Origin of the sequence: Pseudomonas sp. PDM01 (genome assembly GCF_014852325.1) — a bacterium.
In the GTDB taxonomy this organism is placed as follows: Bacteria; Pseudomonadota; Gammaproteobacteria; order Pseudomonadales; family Pseudomonadaceae; genus Aquipseudomonas; species Aquipseudomonas migulae.
The window spans coordinates 289,183-309,813 of sequence record NZ_JACVBK010000006.1 but is presented as its reverse complement, the minus strand read 5'-3'; the positions used below and the strand labels follow the sequence as shown (position 1 = coordinate 309,813).

17 protein-coding genes are annotated in these 20,631 nt (G+C 55.5%); 7 read left to right on the top strand and 10 right to left on the bottom strand.

Annotated elements, in window-relative coordinates:
• Window position 1: 1 nt before the first annotated feature.
• The 7 genes from hisC (at window position 2) to IB246_RS17365 (ending at window position 7,043) form a co-directional block, all read left to right on the top strand.
• Window positions 2-1,114, top strand: coding sequence for a histidinol-phosphate transaminase (hisC, locus tag IB246_RS17395; protein ID WP_008031795.1), 1,113 nt, complete (start codon window positions 2-4; stop codon window positions 1,112-1,114).
• 28 nt (window positions 1,115-1,142) lie between these two features.
• Window positions 1,143-3,350 carry a bifunctional prephenate dehydrogenase/3-phosphoshikimate 1-carboxyvinyltransferase gene (locus tag IB246_RS17390; protein ID WP_008042111.1) on the top strand — a complete coding sequence of 736 codons (2,208 nt, stop codon included), beginning with the start codon at window positions 1,143-1,145 and terminating at the stop codon, window positions 3,348-3,350.
• Entirely contained in the window at window positions 3,347-4,036 is a 690-nt protein-coding gene (gene cmk, locus IB246_RS17385) for a (d)CMP kinase (protein ID WP_008031791.1), read from the top strand. The genes IB246_RS17390 and cmk overlap by 4 nt, the downstream gene beginning before the upstream one ends.
• Before the next feature lie 119 nt (window positions 4,037-4,155).
• Window positions 4,156-5,844 (top strand): 30S ribosomal protein S1, encoded by a 1,689-nt coding sequence (gene rpsA, locus IB246_RS17380; RefSeq protein ID WP_008031789.1) that lies wholly within the window; start codon window positions 4,156-4,158, stop codon window positions 5,842-5,844.
• Window positions 5,845-6,061: 217 nt separating this feature from the next.
• Window positions 6,062-6,340: a hypothetical protein gene (locus IB246_RS17375; protein ID WP_008042112.1), complete on the top strand. Its 279-nt coding sequence runs from the start codon at window positions 6,062-6,064 to the stop codon at window positions 6,338-6,340.
• A gap of 148 nt (window positions 6,341-6,488) precedes the next feature.
• Entirely contained in the window at window positions 6,489-6,782 is a 294-nt protein-coding gene (gene ihfB, locus IB246_RS17370; RefSeq protein ID WP_008042113.1) for an integration host factor subunit beta, read from the top strand.
• A gap of 21 nt (window positions 6,783-6,803) precedes the next feature.
• Entirely contained in the window at window positions 6,804-7,043 is a 240-nt protein-coding gene (locus tag IB246_RS17365; protein WP_008042114.1) for a lipopolysaccharide assembly protein LapA domain-containing protein, read from the top strand.
• A 100-nt stretch (window positions 7,044-7,143) separates the two neighbouring features.
• On the opposite strand, the gene IB246_RS17360 is transcribed toward IB246_RS17365, so the two are convergent.
• The 10 genes from IB246_RS17360 to wecB form a co-directional block, all read right to left on the bottom strand.
• The gene (locus tag IB246_RS17360; RefSeq protein WP_008042115.1) at window positions 7,144-8,157 is read right to left on the bottom strand and encodes an MraY family glycosyltransferase; all 1,014 of its coding nucleotides are present in this window, start codon (window positions 8,155-8,157) and stop codon (window positions 7,144-7,146) included.
• Window positions 8,154-9,113 carry a UDP-glucose 4-epimerase family protein gene (locus IB246_RS17355; RefSeq protein WP_008042125.1) on the bottom strand — a complete coding sequence of 320 codons (960 nt, stop codon included), beginning with the start codon at window positions 9,111-9,113 and terminating at the stop codon, window positions 8,154-8,156. The genes IB246_RS17360 and IB246_RS17355 overlap by 4 nt, the downstream gene beginning before the upstream one ends.
• Window positions 9,114-9,115: 2 nt before the next feature.
• The gene (locus tag IB246_RS17350; RefSeq protein WP_192230091.1) at window positions 9,116-10,294 is read right to left on the bottom strand and encodes a glycosyltransferase family 4 protein; all 1,179 of its coding nucleotides are present in this window, start codon (window positions 10,292-10,294) and stop codon (window positions 9,116-9,118) included.
• 7 nt (window positions 10,295-10,301) lie between these two features.
• On the bottom strand, window positions 10,302-11,948 hold the full coding sequence (locus tag IB246_RS17345) for a heparinase II/III family protein (protein WP_008042131.1): 1,647 nt from the start codon (window positions 11,946-11,948) through the stop codon (window positions 10,302-10,304).
• A 55-nt stretch (window positions 11,949-12,003) separates the two neighbouring features.
• Window positions 12,004-13,842, bottom strand: coding sequence for an asparagine synthase (glutamine-hydrolyzing) (asnB, locus tag IB246_RS17340; protein ID WP_008042146.1), 1,839 nt, complete (start codon window positions 13,840-13,842; stop codon window positions 12,004-12,006).
• A complete protein-coding gene (locus IB246_RS17335; RefSeq protein WP_008042161.1) occupies window positions 13,842-15,389 on the bottom strand; it encodes an O-antigen ligase family protein in 1,548 nt (515 codons plus the stop codon). Before IB246_RS17335 ends, asnB begins: the two co-directional genes overlap by 1 nt.
• 21 nt (window positions 15,390-15,410) lie before the next feature.
• Window positions 15,411-15,872, bottom strand: a complete 462-nt coding sequence (locus tag IB246_RS17330) for a serine O-acetyltransferase (RefSeq protein WP_008042166.1) — start codon at window positions 15,870-15,872, stop codon at window positions 15,411-15,413.
• Between the two features lie 2 nt (window positions 15,873-15,874).
• On the bottom strand, window positions 15,875-17,119 hold the full coding sequence (locus IB246_RS17325) for a hypothetical protein (RefSeq protein WP_008042167.1): 1,245 nt from the start codon (window positions 17,117-17,119) through the stop codon (window positions 15,875-15,877).
• A 144-nt stretch (window positions 17,120-17,263) separates the two neighbouring features.
• Window positions 17,264-18,529, bottom strand: a complete 1,266-nt coding sequence (gene wecC / locus IB246_RS17320) for a UDP-N-acetyl-D-mannosamine dehydrogenase (protein WP_008042168.1) — start codon at window positions 18,527-18,529, stop codon at window positions 17,264-17,266.
• Between the two features lie 3 nt (window positions 18,530-18,532).
• Window positions 18,533-19,666, bottom strand: coding sequence for a non-hydrolyzing UDP-N-acetylglucosamine 2-epimerase (gene wecB, locus IB246_RS17315; protein ID WP_008042169.1), 1,134 nt, complete (start codon window positions 19,664-19,666; stop codon window positions 18,533-18,535).
• Window positions 19,667-20,631 lie beyond the last annotated feature (965 nt).

The window sequence follows — 20,631 nt, the reverse complement described above, 5'->3', positions numbered from 1 at the left end:
AATGAGTGGCAACTTCCTCGCTCTGGCACAGCCGGGCGTGCAACAACTGTCGCCTTACGTTCCGGGCAAGCCCGTGGACGAACTGGCGCGCGAGCTGGACATCGATCCGGCCAGCATCGTCAAACTGGCGAGCAACGAAAACCCGTTGGGCGCCAGTCCAAAGGCTTTGGCGGCCATTCGCGAAGAATTGGCCGAGCTGACCCGTTATCCGGATGGCAACGGTTTTGCGCTCAAGACCCTGCTGGCCGATCAGTGCCGCGTCGAACTGAATCAGGTGACGCTGGGCAACGGTTCCAACGACATCCTGGAACTGGTCGCGCGTGCCTATCTGGCGCCGGGCCTGAATGCGGTGTTCAGTGAGCATGCGTTCGCGGTCTATCCGATCGTCACCCAGGCCGTCGGTGCGACGGCCAAAGTGATCCCGGCCAAAGACTGGGGCCATGATCTGTCGGCCATGCTGGCCGCGATCGATGCCGATACCCGTGTGGTCTTCATCGCCAACCCGAACAACCCGACCGGGACCTGGTTTGGCGCCGAAGCGCTGGACGAGTTCCTGCAGGATGTGCCGGAGCACGTGCTGGTGGTGCTGGACGAGGCCTACATCGAATACGCCGAAGGCAGCGACTTGCCGGATGGCCTCGACTTCCTGGCGGCGTACCCGAACCTGCTGGTTTCGCGCACCTTCTCCAAGGCCTACGGCCTGGCAGCGTTGCGCGTTGGTTACGGCTTGTCCACGGCGGTGGTTGCCGACGTGCTGAACCGTGTGCGTCAGCCATTCAACGTCAACAGCCTGGCCCTGGCCGCTGCGTGCGCTGCGCTGCAGGACGCCGAGTACCTGGCTGAAAGTCGCCGCCTGAACGAAGCCGGCATGCTGCAGCTGGAAGCGGGTTTCCGTGAGCTGGGGCTGAGCTGGATCCCGTCCAAGGGCAACTTCATCTGCGTCGATCTCGGCCGTGTTGCCTTGCCGGTCTTCCAGGGCTTGCTGCGTGAAGGCGTGATCGTGCGTCCGGTGGCCAACTATGGCATGCCGAACCACTTGCGCATCACCATCGGCCTGCCGGCGGAAAACAGCCGCTTCCTTGAGGCGCTGACCAAGGTTCTGGCTCGTGGTTGATGTCACTGCTCTGCAATCTGCTGAACCTATGATCGGTCGCCTGGTGGTGGTCGGTCTGGGGTTGATCGGCGGTTCGTTTGCCAAGGGGCTGCGTGAAAGCGGCCTGTGCCGCGAAGTGGTGGGCGTCGATCTCGATCCGCAGTCGCGCAAGCTCGCGGTCGAGTTGGGCGTGGTGGATCGCTGCGAAGAAGACCTGGCCGTTGCCTGCCAGGGCGCCGGCGTGATTCAACTCGCGGTGCCGATCCTGGCCATGGAAAAGATGCTCGGCCGGTTGGCCGGCATGGACCTTGGGCAAGCGATTCTGACGGATGTCGGCAGTGCCAAGGGCAACGTCGTGCGCGCCGCGACCGAGGCGTTTGGCGGCATGCCGGCGCGTTTCGTGCCGGGCCATCCGATTGCCGGTTCCGAGCAGAGCGGGGTGGAAGCCTCCAATGCCGAACTGTTCCGTCGCCATAAAGTGATTCTGACGCCGCTGGACCAAACCGATCCGGCCGCGCTGGCCGTGGTCGACCGGTTGTGGCGTGAACTGGGCGCCGATGTCGAGCACATGCAGGTCGAACGTCACGACGAAGTGTTGGCGGCGACCAGCCATTTGCCGCACTTGCTGGCGTTCGGTTTGGTCGATTCGTTGGCCAAGCGCAATGAAAACCTTGAGATCTTCCGTTACGCTGCCGGCGGTTTCCGCGATTTCACGAGAATCGCGGGAAGTGACCCGGTCATGTGGCACGACATCTTCCTCGCCAACCGCGAAGCTGTCCTGCGCACGCTTGATACATTTCGCAGCGACCTCGACGCCTTGCGCGACGCGGTCGATGCAGGGGATGGGCACCAATTGTTGGGCGTGTTCACGCGCGCCCGGGTTGCCCGCGAACATTTCAGTAAAATCCTGGCTCGCCGGGCTTATGTGGACGCTATGAACTCCAACGACCTGATTTTCCTGGGACAACCTGGTGGCCGCCTGACTGGGCGGATTCGTGTACCGGGCGATAAATCGATTTCCCACCGTTCGATCATGCTCGGCTCCCTGGCCGAAGGCGTCACCGAAGTCGAAGGCTTCCTCGAGGGCGAAGACGCTCTGGCGACCTTGCAGGCCTTCCGCGACATGGGTGTCGTGATCGAAGGTCCGCACCACGGTCGCGTGACCATCCACGGCGTCGGCCTGCATGGCCTGAAGCCTGCGCCGGGCCCGATCTATCTGGGCAACTCCGGCACTTCGATGCGTCTGCTGTCCGGCCTGCTGGCTGCGCAGAACTTCGACAGCACCTTGACCGGTGATGCCTCGCTGTCCAAGCGTCCGATGAATCGCGTGGCCAATCCGCTGCGTGAAATGGGCGCCGTGATCGAGACCGCCGCTGAAGGTCGTCCACCGATGATCATTCGTGGCGGTAACAAGCTCAAAGGCCTGACCTACACCATGCCGATGGCCAGTGCCCAGGTTAAATCCTGCCTGCTGTTGGCCGGTCTGTACGCTGATGGCAAAACCACCGTCACCGAGCCTGCACCGACGCGCGACCACACCGAGCGCATGCTGCGCGGCTTCGGCTACCCGGTCAGCGTCAACGGCGCTACGGCGTCGGTCGAATCCGGGCACAAGCTGACTGCGACCCACATTGAAGTGCCGGGCGATATTTCGTCGTCGGCGTTCTTCCTGGTGGCGGCGTCCATTGCCGAAGGTTCCGAGCTGGTGCTCGAGCATGTCGGCATCAACCCGACCCGTACCGGCGTGATCGACATTCTGCGTCTGATGGGCGCTGACATCACTCTGGAAAACCAGCGTGAAGTCGGCGGCGAACCCGTAGCGGACCTGCGCGTGCGTGCAGCTAAACTCAAAGGTATCGAGATTCCCGAAGCGCTGGTTCCATTGGCCATCGACGAATTCCCGGTGCTGTTCGTGGCGGCGGCCTGTGCCGAAGGGCGCACCATCCTGCGTGGCGCCGAAGAATTGCGCGTCAAGGAATCGGACCGGATCCAGGTCATGGCCGATGGCTTGCTGGCACTGGGCGTCAAATGCGAACCGACCCCGGACGGCATCATCATCGACGGCGGCCTGATCGGCGGCGGCGAAGTGCATGGTCACGGCGATCACCGGATTGCCATGGCTTTCAGCGTGGCATCGCTGCGTGCCACTGCGCCAATTCGCATCCATGACTGTGCCAACGTCGCAACGTCGTTCCCGAACTTCCTGGCGCTGTGCGCGCAGGTCGGTATCCGTGTTGCACAAGAGGCTCAGTCGTGAAAAACATCGCACCGGTCATCACCATCGATGGGCCAAGCGGCTCCGGCAAGGGCACGGTAGCTGGCATTCTGGCCAAGCGTCTGGGCTGGAACCTGCTGGATTCCGGTGCGCTTTATCGGTTGCTGGCCTTCGCTGCGCACAATCACGGTGTCGACCTCACCAATGAAGAATTGCTGAAAAAACTTGCCGCTCATCTGGATGTGCAGTTCATCGCGGCGACCGACGGTCAGTTGCAGCGCATCATTCTCGAGGGCGATGAAGTCAGCGATGTGATTCGCACCGAAAGCATCGGCTCCGGCGCCTCGCAAGTCGCGGCGTTGCCCGCAGTGCGCGAGGCGCTGCTGCAGCGCCAGCGTGCATTCCAGGAAGCGCCGGGCCTGGTGGCCGATGGTCGCGACATGGGTACGGTGGTTTTTCCGGATGCACCGTTGAAGATTTTCCTTACCGCCAGTGCCGAGGAGCGTGCGCGCCGTCGATACTTGCAGTTGAAGGGCAAAGTCGATGGTGTTAGTCTGTCGAGTCTGCTAGATGAGATACGTGCACGCGATGAGCGTGACACCCAGCGAGCGGTAGCCCCGCTCAAACCGGCGGCTGACGCCATACAGCTGGATTCCACGGAATTATCCATCGACCAGGTGCTGGAACGCATCATGAGCGAGATCGCCATTCGCGATATCGCCGGGTGACCAAGAAGGCCGCAGGGGACCAGTCATAGTCCTGTGGCGCTTCTTTTAAATGAAACTAACCCACACCGTCTGGGGTGTGGAGATGGGCGTATTCTTCGCCCTCATCAACAGGAATTAAAATGAGCGAAAGCTTTGCGGAACTCTTTGAAGAAAGCCTAAAAACCCTGAACCTTCAGGCAGGCTCCATCATCACCGGTGTTATCGTTGATATCGATTACCAAGCTCGCTGGGTAACCGTTCACGCTGGCCTGAAGTCTGAAGCACTCATCCCGCTTGAGCAGTTCTACAACGACGCTGGCGACCTGACTATCAACGTCGGTGACGAAGTTCACGTTGCGCTGGACTCGGTTGAAGACGGCTTTGGTGAAACCAAGCTGTCCCGTGAAAAAGCCAAGCGCGCTGAATGCTGGATTGTTCTGGAAGCTGCCTTCGCAGCCGAGGAAGTGGTCAAGGGCGTTATCAACGGTAAGGTTAAAGGCGGCTTCACTGTCGACGTTAACGGCATCCGTGCGTTCCTGCCAGGTTCCCTGGTTGACGTCCGTCCTGTGCGCGATACTACGCACCTGGAAGGCAAAGAGCTGGAATTCAAGGTCATCAAACTCGACCAGAAACGCAACAACGTTGTCGTTTCCCGTCGCAGCGTCCTCGAAGCCGAGAACTCCGCCGAGCGTGAAGCTCTGCTGGAATCCCTGCAGGAAGGTCAGCAAGTCAAAGGTATCGTCAAAAACCTCACCGATTACGGCGCATTCGTCGATCTGGGTGGCGTGGACGGCCTGCTGCACATCACCGACATGGCTTGGAAGCGCATCAAGCATCCTTCCGAGATCGTCAACGTTGGTGACGAAATCGACGTTAAGGTTCTGAAATACGATCGCGAACGCAACCGTGTTTCCCTGGGCCTGAAGCAACTGGGCGAAGATCCATGGGTTGCTATCAAAGCCCGTTACCCAGAAAGCACTCGCGTTACCGCTCGTGTAACCAACCTGACCGACTACGGCTGCTTCGCTGAGCTGGAAGAAGGCGTTGAAGGTCTGGTACACGTTTCCGAAATGGACTGGACCAACAAGAACATCCACCCTTCGAAAGTCGTACAAGTCGGCGACGAAGTGGAAGTTATGGTTCTGGACATCGACGAAGAGCGTCGTCGTATCTCCCTCGGCATCAAGCAGTGCAAATCTAACCCATGGGAAGATTTCTCTGGCCAGTTCAACAAGGGCGATAAAATCTCCGGCACCATCAAGTCGATCACCGATTTCGGTATCTTCATTGGTCTGGACGGCGGCATCGACGGTCTGGTTCACCTGTCCGACATCTCCTGGAACGAAGTGGGCGAAGAAGCCGTTCGCCGCTTCAAGAAGGGCGACGAGCTGGACACCGTTATCCTGTCGGTTGACCCAGAGCGCGAGCGTATCTCCCTGGGTATCAAGCAACTGGAAAGCGATCCGTTCTCCGAGTACGTTCAAGAGAACGACAAAGGCGCAATCGTTAAAGGCATCGTGAAAGAAGTTGACGCTAAAGGCGCCATCATCACTCTGGCCGACGATATCGAAGCGACTCTGAAAGCCTCCGAAATCAGCCGTGACCGCGTTGAAGACGCGCGCAACGTTCTGAAAGAAGGCCAGGAAGTAGAAGCCAAGATCATCAGCGTTGATCGTAAGAGCCGCGTAATTCAGCTGTCGATCAAATCGAAAGACGATGCTGAAGAGAAAGAAGCCATCCAGAGCCTGAAAACTGCTCCGGAAGGTGAAGCTGCTGCTGACACCACCATGGCGGCACTGCTGCGCCAGGCAATGGCCAAACAGAACTAAGTTCTGCTTGATCATTAAAAAGGGCGACTTCGGTCGCCCTTTTTTGTGCCTGCGATTCGGTGCGGGCAGTAACCATATCGCACGACATTGTTCGCCCGTGAAACCAATAGCCCCCAAAAGCTGTCTCTTTCTTTAATCGGATCAATCGTTTATTTGCAGCTAGTCTTTAGTCAGAAGCGAACGACAGTCGGGCAGGGCGCCCGGCATAAGGAAATGAATGAACAAGCTCGTTGTCGCACTAGCCGTTCTGACATTGGCGGGTTGTACCACTAATGCGAAGACTCACGCCTCACGTGGGGTTAGTGGTATCGAGATCGATTGTTCGGGGTTGGGGTCGGGGTGGGAGAAGTGTCACAAACGCGCTGCCAAGGAGTGCAAGGGCGCTGGCTACAAGGTGGTCACGAGATCTGATGACGCCAAAGACGAAGATGAGTATCCCTTTGGCTTCAACCCGGCAGGTTATGTGACACGCACCATGCTGGTTATCTGCAGATGAGCAGGTCGGGCTTGATCAGGCTTCTGTTCTGAAATCGGCATCCCATTGCTGGCGAAGATATGTCAAAGCTCGGGCTGTTCAAATTCCTTCGGGCATGCTAAAACCTTTGAAGCGCTTTTCCTAGCTGCTTGAAAAAGAAGGGAAAAATATGACGAAGTCGGAGTTGATCGAACGAATTGTCACCCATCAAGGGCTGCTCTCATCAAAGGATGTGGAGCTGGCTATCAAGACCATGCTTGAACAAATGTCCCAATGTCTGGCCACCGGTGATCGCATCGAGATCCGTGGATTTGGCAGCTTCTCCCTGCACTACCGCGCACCGCGCGTAGGCCGCAATCCGAAAACCGGTCAGTCCGTCAGCCTTGACGGCAAATTCGTTCCCCATTTCAAGCCGGGGAAAGAGTTGCGGGATCGGGTAAATGAAGAAGAGGAAGAAGTTTGAAATCCAGACAGGGAGGGGCTCATGAGTAGCTTGAAGCGCGTGCTGGTTATGGTCGTTCTACTGTTGCTGGTGCTGGCGATACTGGCTTTTGTGCTTGAGAACCAGCAGTCGGTTTCCTTGCTGTTCCTTGGATGGGCTGGGCCGCAGCTACCAGTTTCCGTTGTCGTGGTGGTTTCATTGCTGATAGGGATGGTCGCAGGGCCTGCGATTGGCTGGATCGTTGGTCGCACCGCAAGAGTGCGGCGCAAGCGTCTGGTTTGATCTACAACGATGGAAGCGTCACCGGTTACTTCCAGTGGTTGGCCGGAGGAGGGGGCTAGTGCCATCCCCCATCCCCCATCTCCATTTTCTGATTCGGCTGTTAAGCCTCTTTTTCCCCAGCCTTGAACTTGACGGCTAAAACTACCAACGGCAGATAAGCCAGGCACACTCCCGACAGGCCATCCAGTTTGCCGCTCCCGACCACCAGGGCGATCGGTAACAGCCAGCACAGATTGATCGCTGCGACCGTCAGGGTGACTGGCAAGTGCTTGCCAAACTGGCGGGAGGCAAATTGATAGGCATGGCTACGGTGGGCTTCATAGACCTTGTCACCCCTGAACAAGCGGCGAAGCAAAGTCCACGTAGCATCAACAATGAACACGCCGAGCAAAATCAACCAGCTCCAGAGAAGCTGTGGTGCCGTCCAGGCAGCCTGCAACGACAGTACCCCCAAGGTAATGCCCAGGAAACCGCTGCCGGCATCACCCATGAAAATCCGCGCCCTGGGGAAGTTCCAATACAGGAAGCCTGCTACCGCAAAAGCCAGTAACAGAGGCAACAGCGCCGCCAGTTCATTCCCCGCCAGCCAGTACAACAGCGCACCGCTCAGGCATACACAGATAGCTTCGACACTGGCAATGCCGTCAATCCCGTCCATAAAGTTGTACAGGTTCAGCAGCCACACCAGATAAACGGCTGCCAACGCATGACCGATCCATCCCAGGTCGAGCGCGAATCCAAACAGTGTCAGCGGCGGCAAGCCACCTATCCAGAACAGCGCCCAAGTGGCTGCAATGAAGTGGCCCAGCAAGCGCCAACGAGCGCTGATATGGCCGTGATCATCCAGAAACCCCAGTACCGCAATACCGACGCCTGCGCCCAGTAATGCCCAGGTCAGAGGCCAGGCAACGAAGCCCAGACTGGCCGTCCACATCAATGCCAGCAGAAAGCTCACTACGATCGCTACACCACCACCTCTTGGTGTCGGCACGACGTGCGAGCTGCGCGCATTCGGTATGTCGATCAGGCTTCGAGCCAATGCGTACCGGCGCAGGGCGCCAGTCAGAAAAAGTGCGACAACGGCCGCAGCCGGTAACAGCCACCACATATTCATTGAGTGTGTAGTTCCAAAAAGTGTTTAGCCGTGTCGCGCAGCGCTTCATCGACGCTGACCGGCGGTTTCCAATTCAATAGTTCACGAGTCTTGCTGATATCGACCTGAAGTGAGCCGCACAAACGCTGGGCCAGTGCTTGCTTGCCCAGGAGTGTCGCGCCGGTTTCAAGCATCCAGCTCGGCACCGGCAGCAAGCGCGCAGGCTTGCCCAGGGCCGTCGCCATTCGACGCAACAACATGGTAGTCGAAAGATCCTCACCATCACTCACAAGGAAGGTCTGGTTTGCTGCTGCGAAGTGCTCGGTGCACGTCACAATCAGGTCAACCAGGTTATCCAGGGCAACGAGGCTGCGTTGGTTGTGAATGGCGCCAAACGGCAGGGGGACGCCTTTGTCCAGCCAGCGCATCATGCTGAGGAAGTTGGCTCGCACGCCAGGCCCATAAACCAGCACCGGACGAATAATCACCACTTCCATGCCGGTTTCAGCCGCCAGCGCTCTCAGGGCATGTTCCGCTTCCATTTTGGAAATGCCGTAAGGGTCGCTTGGCGCCTCCTCTCCATCGGCAACGTAAGGCTTGCCGAGAGCCGTGCCTTCGCCATTGACCTTGATTGAGCTGAGAAAAATGAAGCGCTTGACCCCGGCGTCAGCGGCCTGCCGAGCCAGATTGAGCGTTCCTTCGACGTTAACCTTGCGATATTCGGCAAGGGGGTCGGAGGATTCGTCACTCATGACGTGTACGCGAGCAGCCAACTGGATGACCAGATCCTGGTCCTTCAACAATCCCTGCCAATCCTGATCGGCCGACAGCCCATTGACCAGGCTCTGTGTCACACGCGAGTCGAGATCAACCTTCAACTTGCGTACGGCGGCGGTAATTTCGTGGCCACGCTCAAGCAGCGGAGCGACTAGCCCGCTGCCGACAAAGCCGCTGGCCCCTGACAGAAGAATGCGCATGATTAACGAGCCTCCTTCAGGGAAAGAATGTCTTGCGACATCTCGCGCATGATATTGCCGCGGGCAAAACGCTCGACGAAGGCATGCCGCGGGCTGGTCAGAATATTCAGGTTCTCGAAAGACCTGGTTGCAGCATCCACATCGCAAGGTTCGAAGACGGCTGTATTTTCGATTTGTTCAGCGACAAAGCTTGCCGCGTAACCCGAAATACCGGCCCAGATCGGTTTACCCAGCGCGGCGTATTCAAACAGTTTGGACGGCAAGACCTTGCGGAACGCGTCGTAGTCATTGAGGTGCAGGAACAGCACATCTGCCGACTGATAGACCTGAATCAGTTCATTGCGCTTGACTGGGTTCAACAGCTCAACGTTAGTGCAGCCGGCTGAACTAATAGCCTCCTTCAGGTGAGCGAGTCTCCCTCCATCACCGATCACTCGAAATCGCAACTTCCCCTCAAGGCGTTTGGCTAGCGCAGGAATGATCGTGTGCAGCCCTTGGCCTTCACCGATGTTTCCGGCGTAGACCACGTCCAGGACCGGATTCAGACTCGCAGAGCTCTCGACAGGCTGGACATCCAGGAACTCGTCATCGATACCGTTTGTGAACAGCGAGTAGTGCTGGTCCGGATACCGGGATTTGAAGTAAGGGAGAAAACCGGCGGAAACCAGATTGACCTTCTTGGCCGACTTGATGGTAAAACTTTCAAGTAGCGAAAGCATGGGCTTGAGCAGCCAGATCAGCTTCTTCGGCAGAATATCCTTGATCGTGTCGACAAAAATATCGCGAATGTCCAGATAAAGCGGAGTCTTTTTCTGGCGGGCGATGAGGGCGCCCAGCGACGCGGTCATCAGGCGCGAAGAGGTCGCATAGATAAGGTCATATTGTTTGTTCTGAACAATTTTGCGCACGCCGTTCGCGTAAACCAGAAAAGCCTTGGCTTGATCTGCCATACCGCTTTTGTGGGCCGGCAATGCGATTCGGCGAATGGTCAGGCGAGGATGCTCTTCCAGTTCCGGCGCTTCGCTGCTGAACGAGCTGTAGCGGTTTGGCAAGGTTGTAATCAGCTCGATATGCGCGTGCGCTGGCAGTTTCTCGAGAAGCGCCTTTACCAATGCCGTCGTACGAAACGATCCGGCAGATAAATCAGGCTGGTAGTAAAAGCTCAGGATTAAAAGTTTCAAATAAACCTCACCAAGTTATACGGGTGGTCAGCGTGTTCGACGACAGCTCAGCGACGATGCACTGGTTCGGAACAGACTTGCCAAATTCTGGATGCCACGTTGAAGTAACTACGTTGATCTTGGTTGCACCCTCCAGGAAAACGGAAGCAACCTGGCCGCCGGGAAGGGTGATCGTCAATTGCCCGCCATTTTGAACAACCAAGGCCTCGGGGTGTACAAAAAACCTGGCTTTCGCTCGGTTAAAACTTCCTGTGAGCGAATCCGTGATCTGCAACTCGTCAACTTTTGCGAGCCATTCACGGGTGTGCAGGTTTTTCCCTTTCAAACGCTTGTAACCATCATGACTACAGCGGACGCGGACGATGCCATCGGCCTGGTCGAACGTATCCAGCGCAACACGCGCACGCCGGGCAACCCTGAAGCCGGCCCAGACTTCGGAGGAACTCTCGCCGTCCACTTCGACGGTGTTGTGTGCTGCTGTACTGCGTTGGCGATGACGTTCGCGGTCTTCGCCGTACTGCGATGTTCCGGAGTTAACGAAGACGCGCTGACCAAAGAGGCTGAGTTCGAAACTCAGGGTATCGGCATGGGTATGCCCCGGTTGGTAGTCGGGGGCCACCTGCGCAAGGTTCAATAGCGCCTTGCATTGATTGCCAAAATCAATCGAGACGTAGCCGCTTTCGGCGTGATGTTCGGCCGAGACAGCAGTGGCAGTGCTGTTTTTTTGCTCTGGCAGGCAATTGAGCAGGCGTGCGTATGTTTCGATATCGTGCAGCGCGGGAGCGATGCCGAACGCCGAATCGTTAAAGAAAGGGATGCCACCGTCGGGGTGCTGGAGGCTGCGTAGCCAGACGATGCCTCGTTCGACAACGTGCTTCCATTCGTCCAGTCGGTTTCTTAGTGGTGCAAGTTTGGTATGGGTGGCCAGGTTCACCAGGTCGCACATGTCCCACAACAGGGAGGCGTGGTACATGGGGGACAATTCAAAGTGCGCGCCGTCCGCCAGAAACTGCTCCTTGACCTCGCTATCCAGAATCTCCAGTCCCAGCGACTGCCAGCGTTCAGCATGAGCGCCTTCCAGGAAGGTGCCGGCAAACACGAGCGCCTTGCCGTTCACGAACAGATGGTTTGCCAGGATGTGATATTCCACCTGTTCGGACAGGGCATGGGTTTGCATGGCGAGGCTGTCCAGCCAATGGCCTTCCAGGCTCGGCTGTCTCTGCAGCCACTTCACCAGGTTCACGATGCGCAGAGAGAGCGTATAGGGTTCCCATCCGCAACCGCCGAAGGGAGGGTTATTCACAATCCAGCTGTTGACCAGGCGGGTGTCGAATGCAGTGGATGCCTGGTCGGATGCCGCCAAATGATCGAGGTAATGCAGGTTGTATTGCCAGATTTTCGGGAGTGTCGTGTTGCTCCACTCGATGGGCGATTTCATGCCCATGAAGTCGAACTGCTCGTCCGTCGTAAAGCGGGACGCACTCCAGCCTGGGGCTTTTGCCAGATCAAAGGCCGATCGCTTGCCGAATCCGGTTGCCGTAAAGGGTTTTACTTTGGCGAAACGGTAATAGATCCGGTAGAAAATCTGCTTCAACCGTAACATTTTGGCTGTGTGGTAGAGCTTGAAAAGCCGAGATGTCAGCGCATTGCCCATAAAAATCACTTAAATAATGAAAGATGTCGTCGTTTACAAGCGGACCTGGAAGCTTTTACGCAAAGTTCAGTTTCAACCAACGTTCAAAGTACAGCACCTGCCACAGCTTGTACGTGTTGTTGATTGCGCCCGAAAAATGATTCGTCACCAGCTTTTCCACTTCTTCGCGCTCTAGATACTGATAAATCCGCTCGAACTCGCTGAGCAATCGCTCCGCCCCTATCCGACGGATAATGCCGTCGAGGGGAGGGTTGAAGCCGGTTTTCGGGCGATCCACAAGAGCGGCTGGAAGCAGGCTTTTCAATAGGCTCTTCAGAGGGGCCTTTGGCGCGCCATCCTTCAGCAGTTCTGCACTTGAGGTGGCGAAACCATTGGCAACGACTCGCTCATCGAGCAAAGGCACACGCAACTCGATACTGGCGAGCATGCTCGCTTTATCGGAAACACTGAGGTTGTGGCTTAGAAAGCCTGTCAGGTCAAAGTGTTGTGCACATTTTACTTTGTCTGCGGGATCGCCCTTGTAATTGACGAGCACGGACTCAAGGCGTTGCTTGTAATGCTGTTCCCGTTTCGAGTAATCGGGGAAAAAGCCTTTCAACTCCTGCCTGGAGAAATATCCCAGCATTCGTGAATACGCCAAAGGCCAGTAACTTTCCTGGGCATAGGACACCAGTCGTTCGAATTTTTTGTCGAGCTGCTTGGGAAACAGCTTGAATTTCAGCAGAGCATTCAGCACTGGGTAGAGCCGCCGAATAAGCCCATGATGCTTCAGGACCTTGTAGCGTGGATAACCGGCGAATGCCTCGTCCCCACCCATCCCGCTGAGCATTACGGTGTAGCCGCTCTTCCTGGCTTCTGTTGATAACCGATAGGTAGCCCAGAACGTGTAATCGGAAACCAGCTCTTCCGTATTCGCTGCGACGAAATCGATCGACTCGAACACGTTGGTGTTCGAATCGAGAATCTCTGTCACCACTAGTTTCTTGCCCAGGTGTTCAGCGATATCAGCCGAGAACTTCATATCGACAGCAGAATCTTCCGTCGCTTCGTACTTGGCGAAAAACAGATCTGCCTCACCCGTGTAACTGGCCAGAATACTGGAGTCAGCGCCGCCACTGAAAAATACGCCAACCGGAACATCCGCCTCCAATTGCCGTGTCACCGCGCTGCTCACATCTGCGGCGAGGTTTTGCTCGGTCTTGAAGTTCATCACAGTCTGGTAACGCTGGGTCTCGCAAGCGCCCGTGAGCAGATCGAACTCAAGGTAAGTCCCGGGCATCAATTTTTTGATGGCTTTGTAGCCGGTGTTCGGTTCGTAGAGGAAACCGTTATTGAAGAACTCGAAAACGTCATCGTGATCAATATCGGCGGTGACCTCCGAATAACTCTTGAGGCCGCGTATTTCCGAGCAGGCATAGATGCCGTTCGTGCTGGAGTAGCAGTACACAGGCTTGATCCCGATAACATCTCTTACCAGGAAGAATTTATTTCTGGCTTCATCCAGGATGACAAAAGTGAACATGCCTTCAAGCAGTTTGAAAGCGTGTTCCTTGTGCTCAACATAAAGCTGAAGAATGACCTCTGTATCCGAGGTGCCCTTGAATGAGTAGCCTTTTTCGATCAGCTGATTACGCAGTTCATGATGGTTGAATACCTCACCATTGAATACGATGCTGACGCCATTGCCGGCGAACATTGGCTGACTGCCGGTCGGCGAAAGGTCCAGGATGCTGAGCCTGTTATGTCCGAGGCCTACCTGGTAGTCCCCGACACTGGCGAAGTAAGTACCAGACGCATCCGGGCCGCGATGTTTGGTGACGGCCAGGCTTGATTCCAGCTGGCTCTGAACTCCGAGGACCTCGCGTTTAACAGCAAAAAAACTTAGGCCGCACATTATACAGATAGCTCCACATTTTTTTGATCGGCAGGCTCATGCCCAACAGGCTTTTCTTTGGTTTGAGTCGAGGCCGTGTGTGAATGTACGGCATGGGCGCTAGACGCACGGTTCTCTCGGGACCACTTATGCGCGAAGACCACTCCCCAGGCAGCAGCAAGCAACAGGTTGAACGAAATCAGACGGAATACCGCGAAAAACAAACCATAGACCGCCAGTGTCATGACGGCTGCACGAACAACTGTTAAATGTGCAGACTCAGATCTGAGGGACGTAAGACGATAGAGAACGGGGCCTGCGATGACCAACGAATAAACCAGAAAGCCCAGCAGTCCGCCAACCATCAGCATGTAGAGCGGCCAGTTGTGTATGTACGCAACCATCTCGGTGAAGGAGACACCTTCAGAAGTTTCCCAGCGCATTCCATGCTTGATACCCATCCCGTTGCCCAGCACTGGATGGCTCAAGAACATTTCCCAGGCGATTTTGTATTCTTCAAGCCGGGACATTACGTTGAAGTCACCTTTTCGTTTCCAGGCGGCCCCCGATAACAAACTCAAGCGTCCGAGCCAAACCTGATCCATGCCAGTGGAAAAGATGAATGCAACGCCAAATACGCCCTGAGTGGCCAAATTGGCCGACAACTTTACGCGCAAGTTTTTATGGGCGAAAAATGCATAGAGCGAAAAGAGCAGCATGACCAAAAGGGCGCTGATCAGCATGCTTCTTGTGAAGGTGATCAGTACGGCTGCCATGCAAAGCATGGCCACCAAAGCGCCGACAATAGTAATCCGCCGGTCTCGTGCCAACGTGCTTACAACGAACCCTACAACCATGCCGACAGGCAGCAACGCATCTGTTGCCTGTGCCAGCAGCATGGTGATCCGGTCGCGCATCGGCCCCATGGCGTTGACGTTGTTCAAGGCCGCTTCTTGAGAGATCTTGACTTCCTCTCCGTTAGTCAGGATGAGCCAGTACGGTTGCCACATGTCGTGGTAGAAGTAGTAGAAAACGATGTAGCCGGCGGTCAGGAAAATCAGGGTTCCCACTGAAGCGCCGACCCAGCGGATCTTGCTTTCGTCACCGCTGACCAGTGCGCAGACAGGTATCAGTGCATATATAAACAGAAAGGGAATGACGCCCCTGATCCAGTCCAGCATCGGCACATGATTGTGCATGGCCACGGCCAGGTTGATGCTCAATATTCCCGCGCCTATAAGCAACGGGATACCGAAAAGGCGCAGTACGGACCTGATTCCGCAAGTGCGAAGCAACTTGATCAATGCAGCAATGAATATCACTGCCAGCAATGCGGCGAACGATATTTCTTGAGCCCCTACTGACGGTGGGGCCGGGCGCAAGGCAAAGGCCAGCGGGAATAGCGCCAACAGGCCCAGCCAAGGCGAAATAATGGCCGTCAGCACAAGCAGGGAAACACCAACAATGCCGGTGTAGAAAAGAACGCCAGGATCCTGCATAAGCAGAATGGAAATGCACGCGGCCGCTGCAATTGCCATGCTGTTTTTCATGCAGTCGTTACTACTCATTGCGATACTCCGTTCGCCATTTCAGGGGCGTATAGCTTTATAGTCTACAGAGGTCTGTCCAATCACTCGGGCTGGAATGCCGACAACGATTGAATTGTTGGGTATGTCTTTCAGTACTACGGCCGATGCTCCAATCTGGCAGTTATCCCCGATTTTAATATCGCCAATGATCTTTGCACCCGCACCGATGTAGCAGTTGTCCCCAATCACCGGGCATTTGTTGATCTCGCTGGTGACATAGCCTTCTGCAGCACCAATCGTAATTCCTTGGCCTAATACACAGCCCGTCCCGACTTTAGCGTTCGCGTGAAGTACGACACCAATGGCGCCGTAAGCGAAAATGGTGCCTTTTCCAAGATTGGCGGACACCGGAATGTATGAATTGAACAAAAGAAAAATCAGGTTGCGAATCAGGCCAGGTACGACGGGTACACGACGCTGATAAAACCAGTTTCCTACGCGATACAACTTAACTGCGTTCATTGTCAAAACCTCAAGGTGCGAAAGTCAGCCGGACGAAGCCGAAGTATCCCAACCGCAATGATCAAAAGAGAAAGCATATAAAGAACGCCCCAGATCAAATTGACGTCTTTCAATACGATTGCGAAAGGGGAGAGTACAGAGACCCAGAATATGACCGGTAGACGGATTCCTGGTCGGCACAGCAAGTGCAAAAACAATAAATAGGCAGAGAACCCAAGCGCATAAAACAGTTCTGCCTGTTTCAGGCCTTGAACGAACAGGATCATCCCGGCCACAGCCAGTACGCCCAGGACGAGGTTGGCGATGATGACTTTACGATGAAGCCCGGAAGCAACGAGATACCTTTCTGTTACCACGGCCCAGTACAGGACTGGCAGGCAAGGAAGCATCGCCAGATAAGCGGAGTATTGCGGGAACAGCCATCCCATCGCATACCCGGACAAGCCAACCAGTGCGAAGTAGAAAAGGGCGACGGACATGATGATTCTGTATTGCTCTTGACGCTGTCCCCCGGAGACAAACGCAACAAATACAGCCCTGACATTTATAGGGAACAGGCTCGTCGCTGACTGAATGATCGACACGATCACCCGGAAGAGTCCAAGGTCCCGAACGGGCAGACTCTTCGAAAGAATGTAGGGCAGGATATTGGTAAACAGATTGAAGACCAGAGTGATGGATACCATTCTAGGCAACAAAAACAAGACGTTCTTGCAGGTGGACAATAACTGCCTGCCCACTGGCAGTTTTGCGCCATGGCTAAACAGCACTGCCACGGCAAACAGGCACGGTATCAAATTCGTCAGCAGCAGAATGTCCACGATACTCAGCGGCAGAATCTGTTGATAACTGATGAACAAGAGGACGAAAAAAACACACAGGAAGAGAACGAGGTATCCGACTATCCAGCGCTGCAAACGAAGCCCGAACAGGGAAAGCAGGCACGCTGAGCTGAGCAGCATGACACTCAGCAATAAAGGATTACCGATGTCGTCTACCAGGCTGACCACACTGAACAGTAAAAAAATCAACGTCGCCATAAATAATGAGGTGACGAGGATGTACTCGGCTTCGACACTGGCAATAAGCTGCTCGTTAACGATGTCGAGAAGTTTTTGAAATAAAAATACAAGCACATTGGCCTTGATGAACGCGCCATACGCATCCAGTCCATACAGGCCAGGAATAACAAAGTTTACAACCAGGCCACTTATCAGCGTCAGCACCTGAATTAGTAGATTGACCATGCCGGAACCTCTTAAACCTCATCATGACAAATTCGAGCACACGATCATCTAGAGTAAAAATCGCTGTCGCTTTATAGCGCAAAAAAATCAGGTGAGTGTATGACCCACCTGATTTCTGTACGCAATCAAGTTACCCCTGATTTTTCAGGTCCAGACTCCGCGGGTATCGATAACTTTCAGCGATGACAAGCGGGTTTTCGGGATGGTTTTAAACGCACTGTGATCTACGAGCAGAACGATGACGTTGGCCGAAGACAGGGCCTGATCGACCGGGCTCAGGGTTGCGATGCCTTCCAGGCGAGCAGGGAGGCGCTCGATGTTCGGCTCAACGGCCAGAACGGTGCCCGGATGATTTTTTGCAATCTGCACAGTGATCTCAAGGGATGGGCTTTCGCGCAGATCATCGATGTCCGGCTTAAACGCCAGGCCCAGACAGGCGACAGTCACATCCTTCGCTGTTTTAGCCGGGTTCTCTTGCAGGTACTTGCCGATTGCGAGCGCGACCTGATCGAGTACCCATTGCGGCTTGCTGTCGTTGACCTCCCGCGCGGCGCGAATCAAGCGCGCTTGATCCGGTGTCTTGCTCACGATAAACCAAGGGTCGACAGCGATGCAGTGACCGCCTACACCAGGGCCAGGTTGCAGGATGTTGACTCGCGGGTGGTGGTTTGCCAGGCGGATCAGTTCCCATACGCTGATGTCGAGCTTGTCGCAGATGATCGACAGTTCGTTGGCAAAAGCGATGTTGACGTCGCGGAAGCTGTTTTCGGTCAGCTTGCACATTTCTGCAGTGCGCGCGTCGGTGATGATGCATTCACCTTCCACGAACGTTTTATACAGACGCATTGCAGCATCCGAGCACTTGGCGGTCAGGCCGCCGATGATGCGGTCGTTCTCGATCAGCTCGCGCAGCACGTGACCCGGCAAGACGCGTTCAGGGCAGTGTGCAATACGAACGTCAGAGTCTTCGCCGTGCGTTTGCGGGAAGCTCAAGTCCGGGCGCGCTTCAGCCAGCCATGCGGACATTTGCTCGGTTGCGCCGACCGGAGAAGTCGATTCAAGGATGACCAGATCGCCTTTCTTCAAGACTGGAGCAATGGCTTTGCTGGCTGACTCGATGTAAGACAGGTCCGGTTCGTGGTCGCCCTTGAAAGGGGTCGGTACCGCAATAAGGAACGCATCGGCCGGTTCGGCAGTGGTGGTTGCGCGCAGATAACCTTCGGTTACCGCTGCCCGCACGACAATATCCAGATCCGGTTCGATGATGTGAATTTCACCGCGATTGATCGTTGCAACGGCGTGAGGATTAACATCGACGCCTATGACTTTTTTCTTGCGTGCGGCAAAAACTGCGGCAGTGGGCAATCCGATGTAGCCGAGGCCGACTACGGAAATGGTTTCAAAGCTCATAGGTTAGCCTCTTTTAAATTGGGAAAGAGTTTCAAGAATCCGCGCGCACGCCTTGCCATCACCGTAGGGGTTGTGAGCGAAGCTCATCTGGCTGTAAGCGTTGGAGTCCGTCAGCAGGCTGCGCAAGTTGCCCGTGATAACGTCGATGTCGGTGCCAACCAGTTTGACAGTGCCTGCCTCGACGGCTTCCGGGCGTTCAGTGGTGTCACGCATGACCAGAACGGGTTTGCCCAGCGAAGGTGCTTCTTCCTGGATGCCGCCCGAATCGCTGAGGATCAGGTAGGAGCGGTCCATCAGGTACACAAAAGGCAAATAATCCAGTGGTTCAATCAGGTGAACGTTGTCGATGCCGGCCAGGAGTCGATTGACGGGCTCGCGAACATTCGGATTGAGGTGGACGGGGTAGACGATTTCGACGTCGGGAAATTCTTTCGCCGTCGTGAGCAGTGCCTGGCAGATTTTTTCAAATCCGTCACCGAAGCTTTCGCGGCGATGGCCGGTGACCAGGATGATTCGCTTCCCTTCACCCAGGAAGGAGAATTGTTGGTGAAACTGTTGCTGCAGGGTGGCGCTGTTTTTAATTCTCGCCACGACGTCCAGCAGGGCGTCGATCACTGTGTTGCCCGTGACGTGAATGCTTTGAGCGGCGACCCCTTCCCGGAGCAGATTCTGACTGGAGGTGTCTGTCGGGGCAAAGTGCAGGGCTGCCAGAGCACCGGTCAACTTGCGGTTGGCTTCTTCTGGCCAGGGCGAATAGAGATTGCCCGTGCGCAGGCCGGCCTCGACATGAGCGACAGGGATTTGCTGGTAGTAGGCCGCCAGGGTGGTGGCGAAAGTGGTAGCAGTGTCGCCATGCACGAGGACGATGTCGGGCTTGAACTCGGCGAAGACCGATTTCATGCCTTGCAAAATAGTGGTGGTGACGTCCGTCAAGTCCTGGCCAGACTTCATGATGTTCAGATCGAAGTCAGGCGTGATCTCGAAAAGATTCAGTACCTGGTCCAGCATCTCGCGATGCTGGCCGGTTACACATACCTTGGCTTCGAAGCGTTCGTCCGCCGCGAGGCTTAACGCCAAAGGGGCCATTTTGATTGCTTCGGGGCGCGTGCCAAACACACACAAGGTTTTCAAAGTCATAGCTACACCGCTATTAAAAAATAAAAAAAATTATTGCGTGCACAGGCCTATCACGCGAATGAGAGAAGGGCGAATTCGATTGGTTTTTGCACTGTTTCCTTGTGCTGCACAGAACCGCTATTTACCGCTAACGGAGTAGCGGCGCAGGCACGCAGGGTTTTGCCGGGAGTCTGATCCACAGGCAGCCCGGTGTGCGGGCGCAGGATCATTGTCTGGCGCAGATTGTCTCTGGTTGCCAAGCGGCCATCGCCGAACCCTTCCAGTATCAGAGGAGCAAAAAACATGGGCGTCGGCGAGTGTAGGAGATGGATATCATTGTCCTTTGGGGCGCGCTGTTCAATCGATCTAATCCACCCCTTCCTGGAGACAGCCTGATCCCTCTCGAGAAGGTGCTCGCAGCGGGTCTGTTTACTTCCGCTGGCATGATCTCGATCGCGGAGTGACATCTTTGTCATCGGGGGTCAACCGTTCAGTTCGTGTTAGCCGGGTCTTTCGTCGGAGACAGAAGTTTCTTACAGCGTGTCCCTGCTCGCTCTTCTTTATCGCTAAGAACTGGAAAGCTTTTTAGGCGCCGCGGATTATAGCCTTCTTTGTTCGATGCTTTCCAAGGTTGCAGCTTGATGCGTCTTCGATGCAGTGAATTTTCTTCCAGATTGGTTGTCAGGGTGCCGGCCGATTGCCAGATGTGCCTCGCCAATCGTGAAAGGCCTGATGGCGAGAGACTATTCCTTGTGGTCATCTTGATCAGTTTTGATACAACACCGGAGGGGTGTAGCTGCGATTCTTATAGGCTGCGTGCAGTTCGGGGCATTGTATCAGGTAGGAACCGCGATTCCGGCACGTTCGTCATTTTTTACCAGCACCTGCCGGGGTAACCGAGGCCGCCCGGGTTGCCCTTGCGTTTGATGGCAGTAATTTTGCCTGCAATCAGGGATTTCTGCCGCAACACAGGTATTATATCGGGA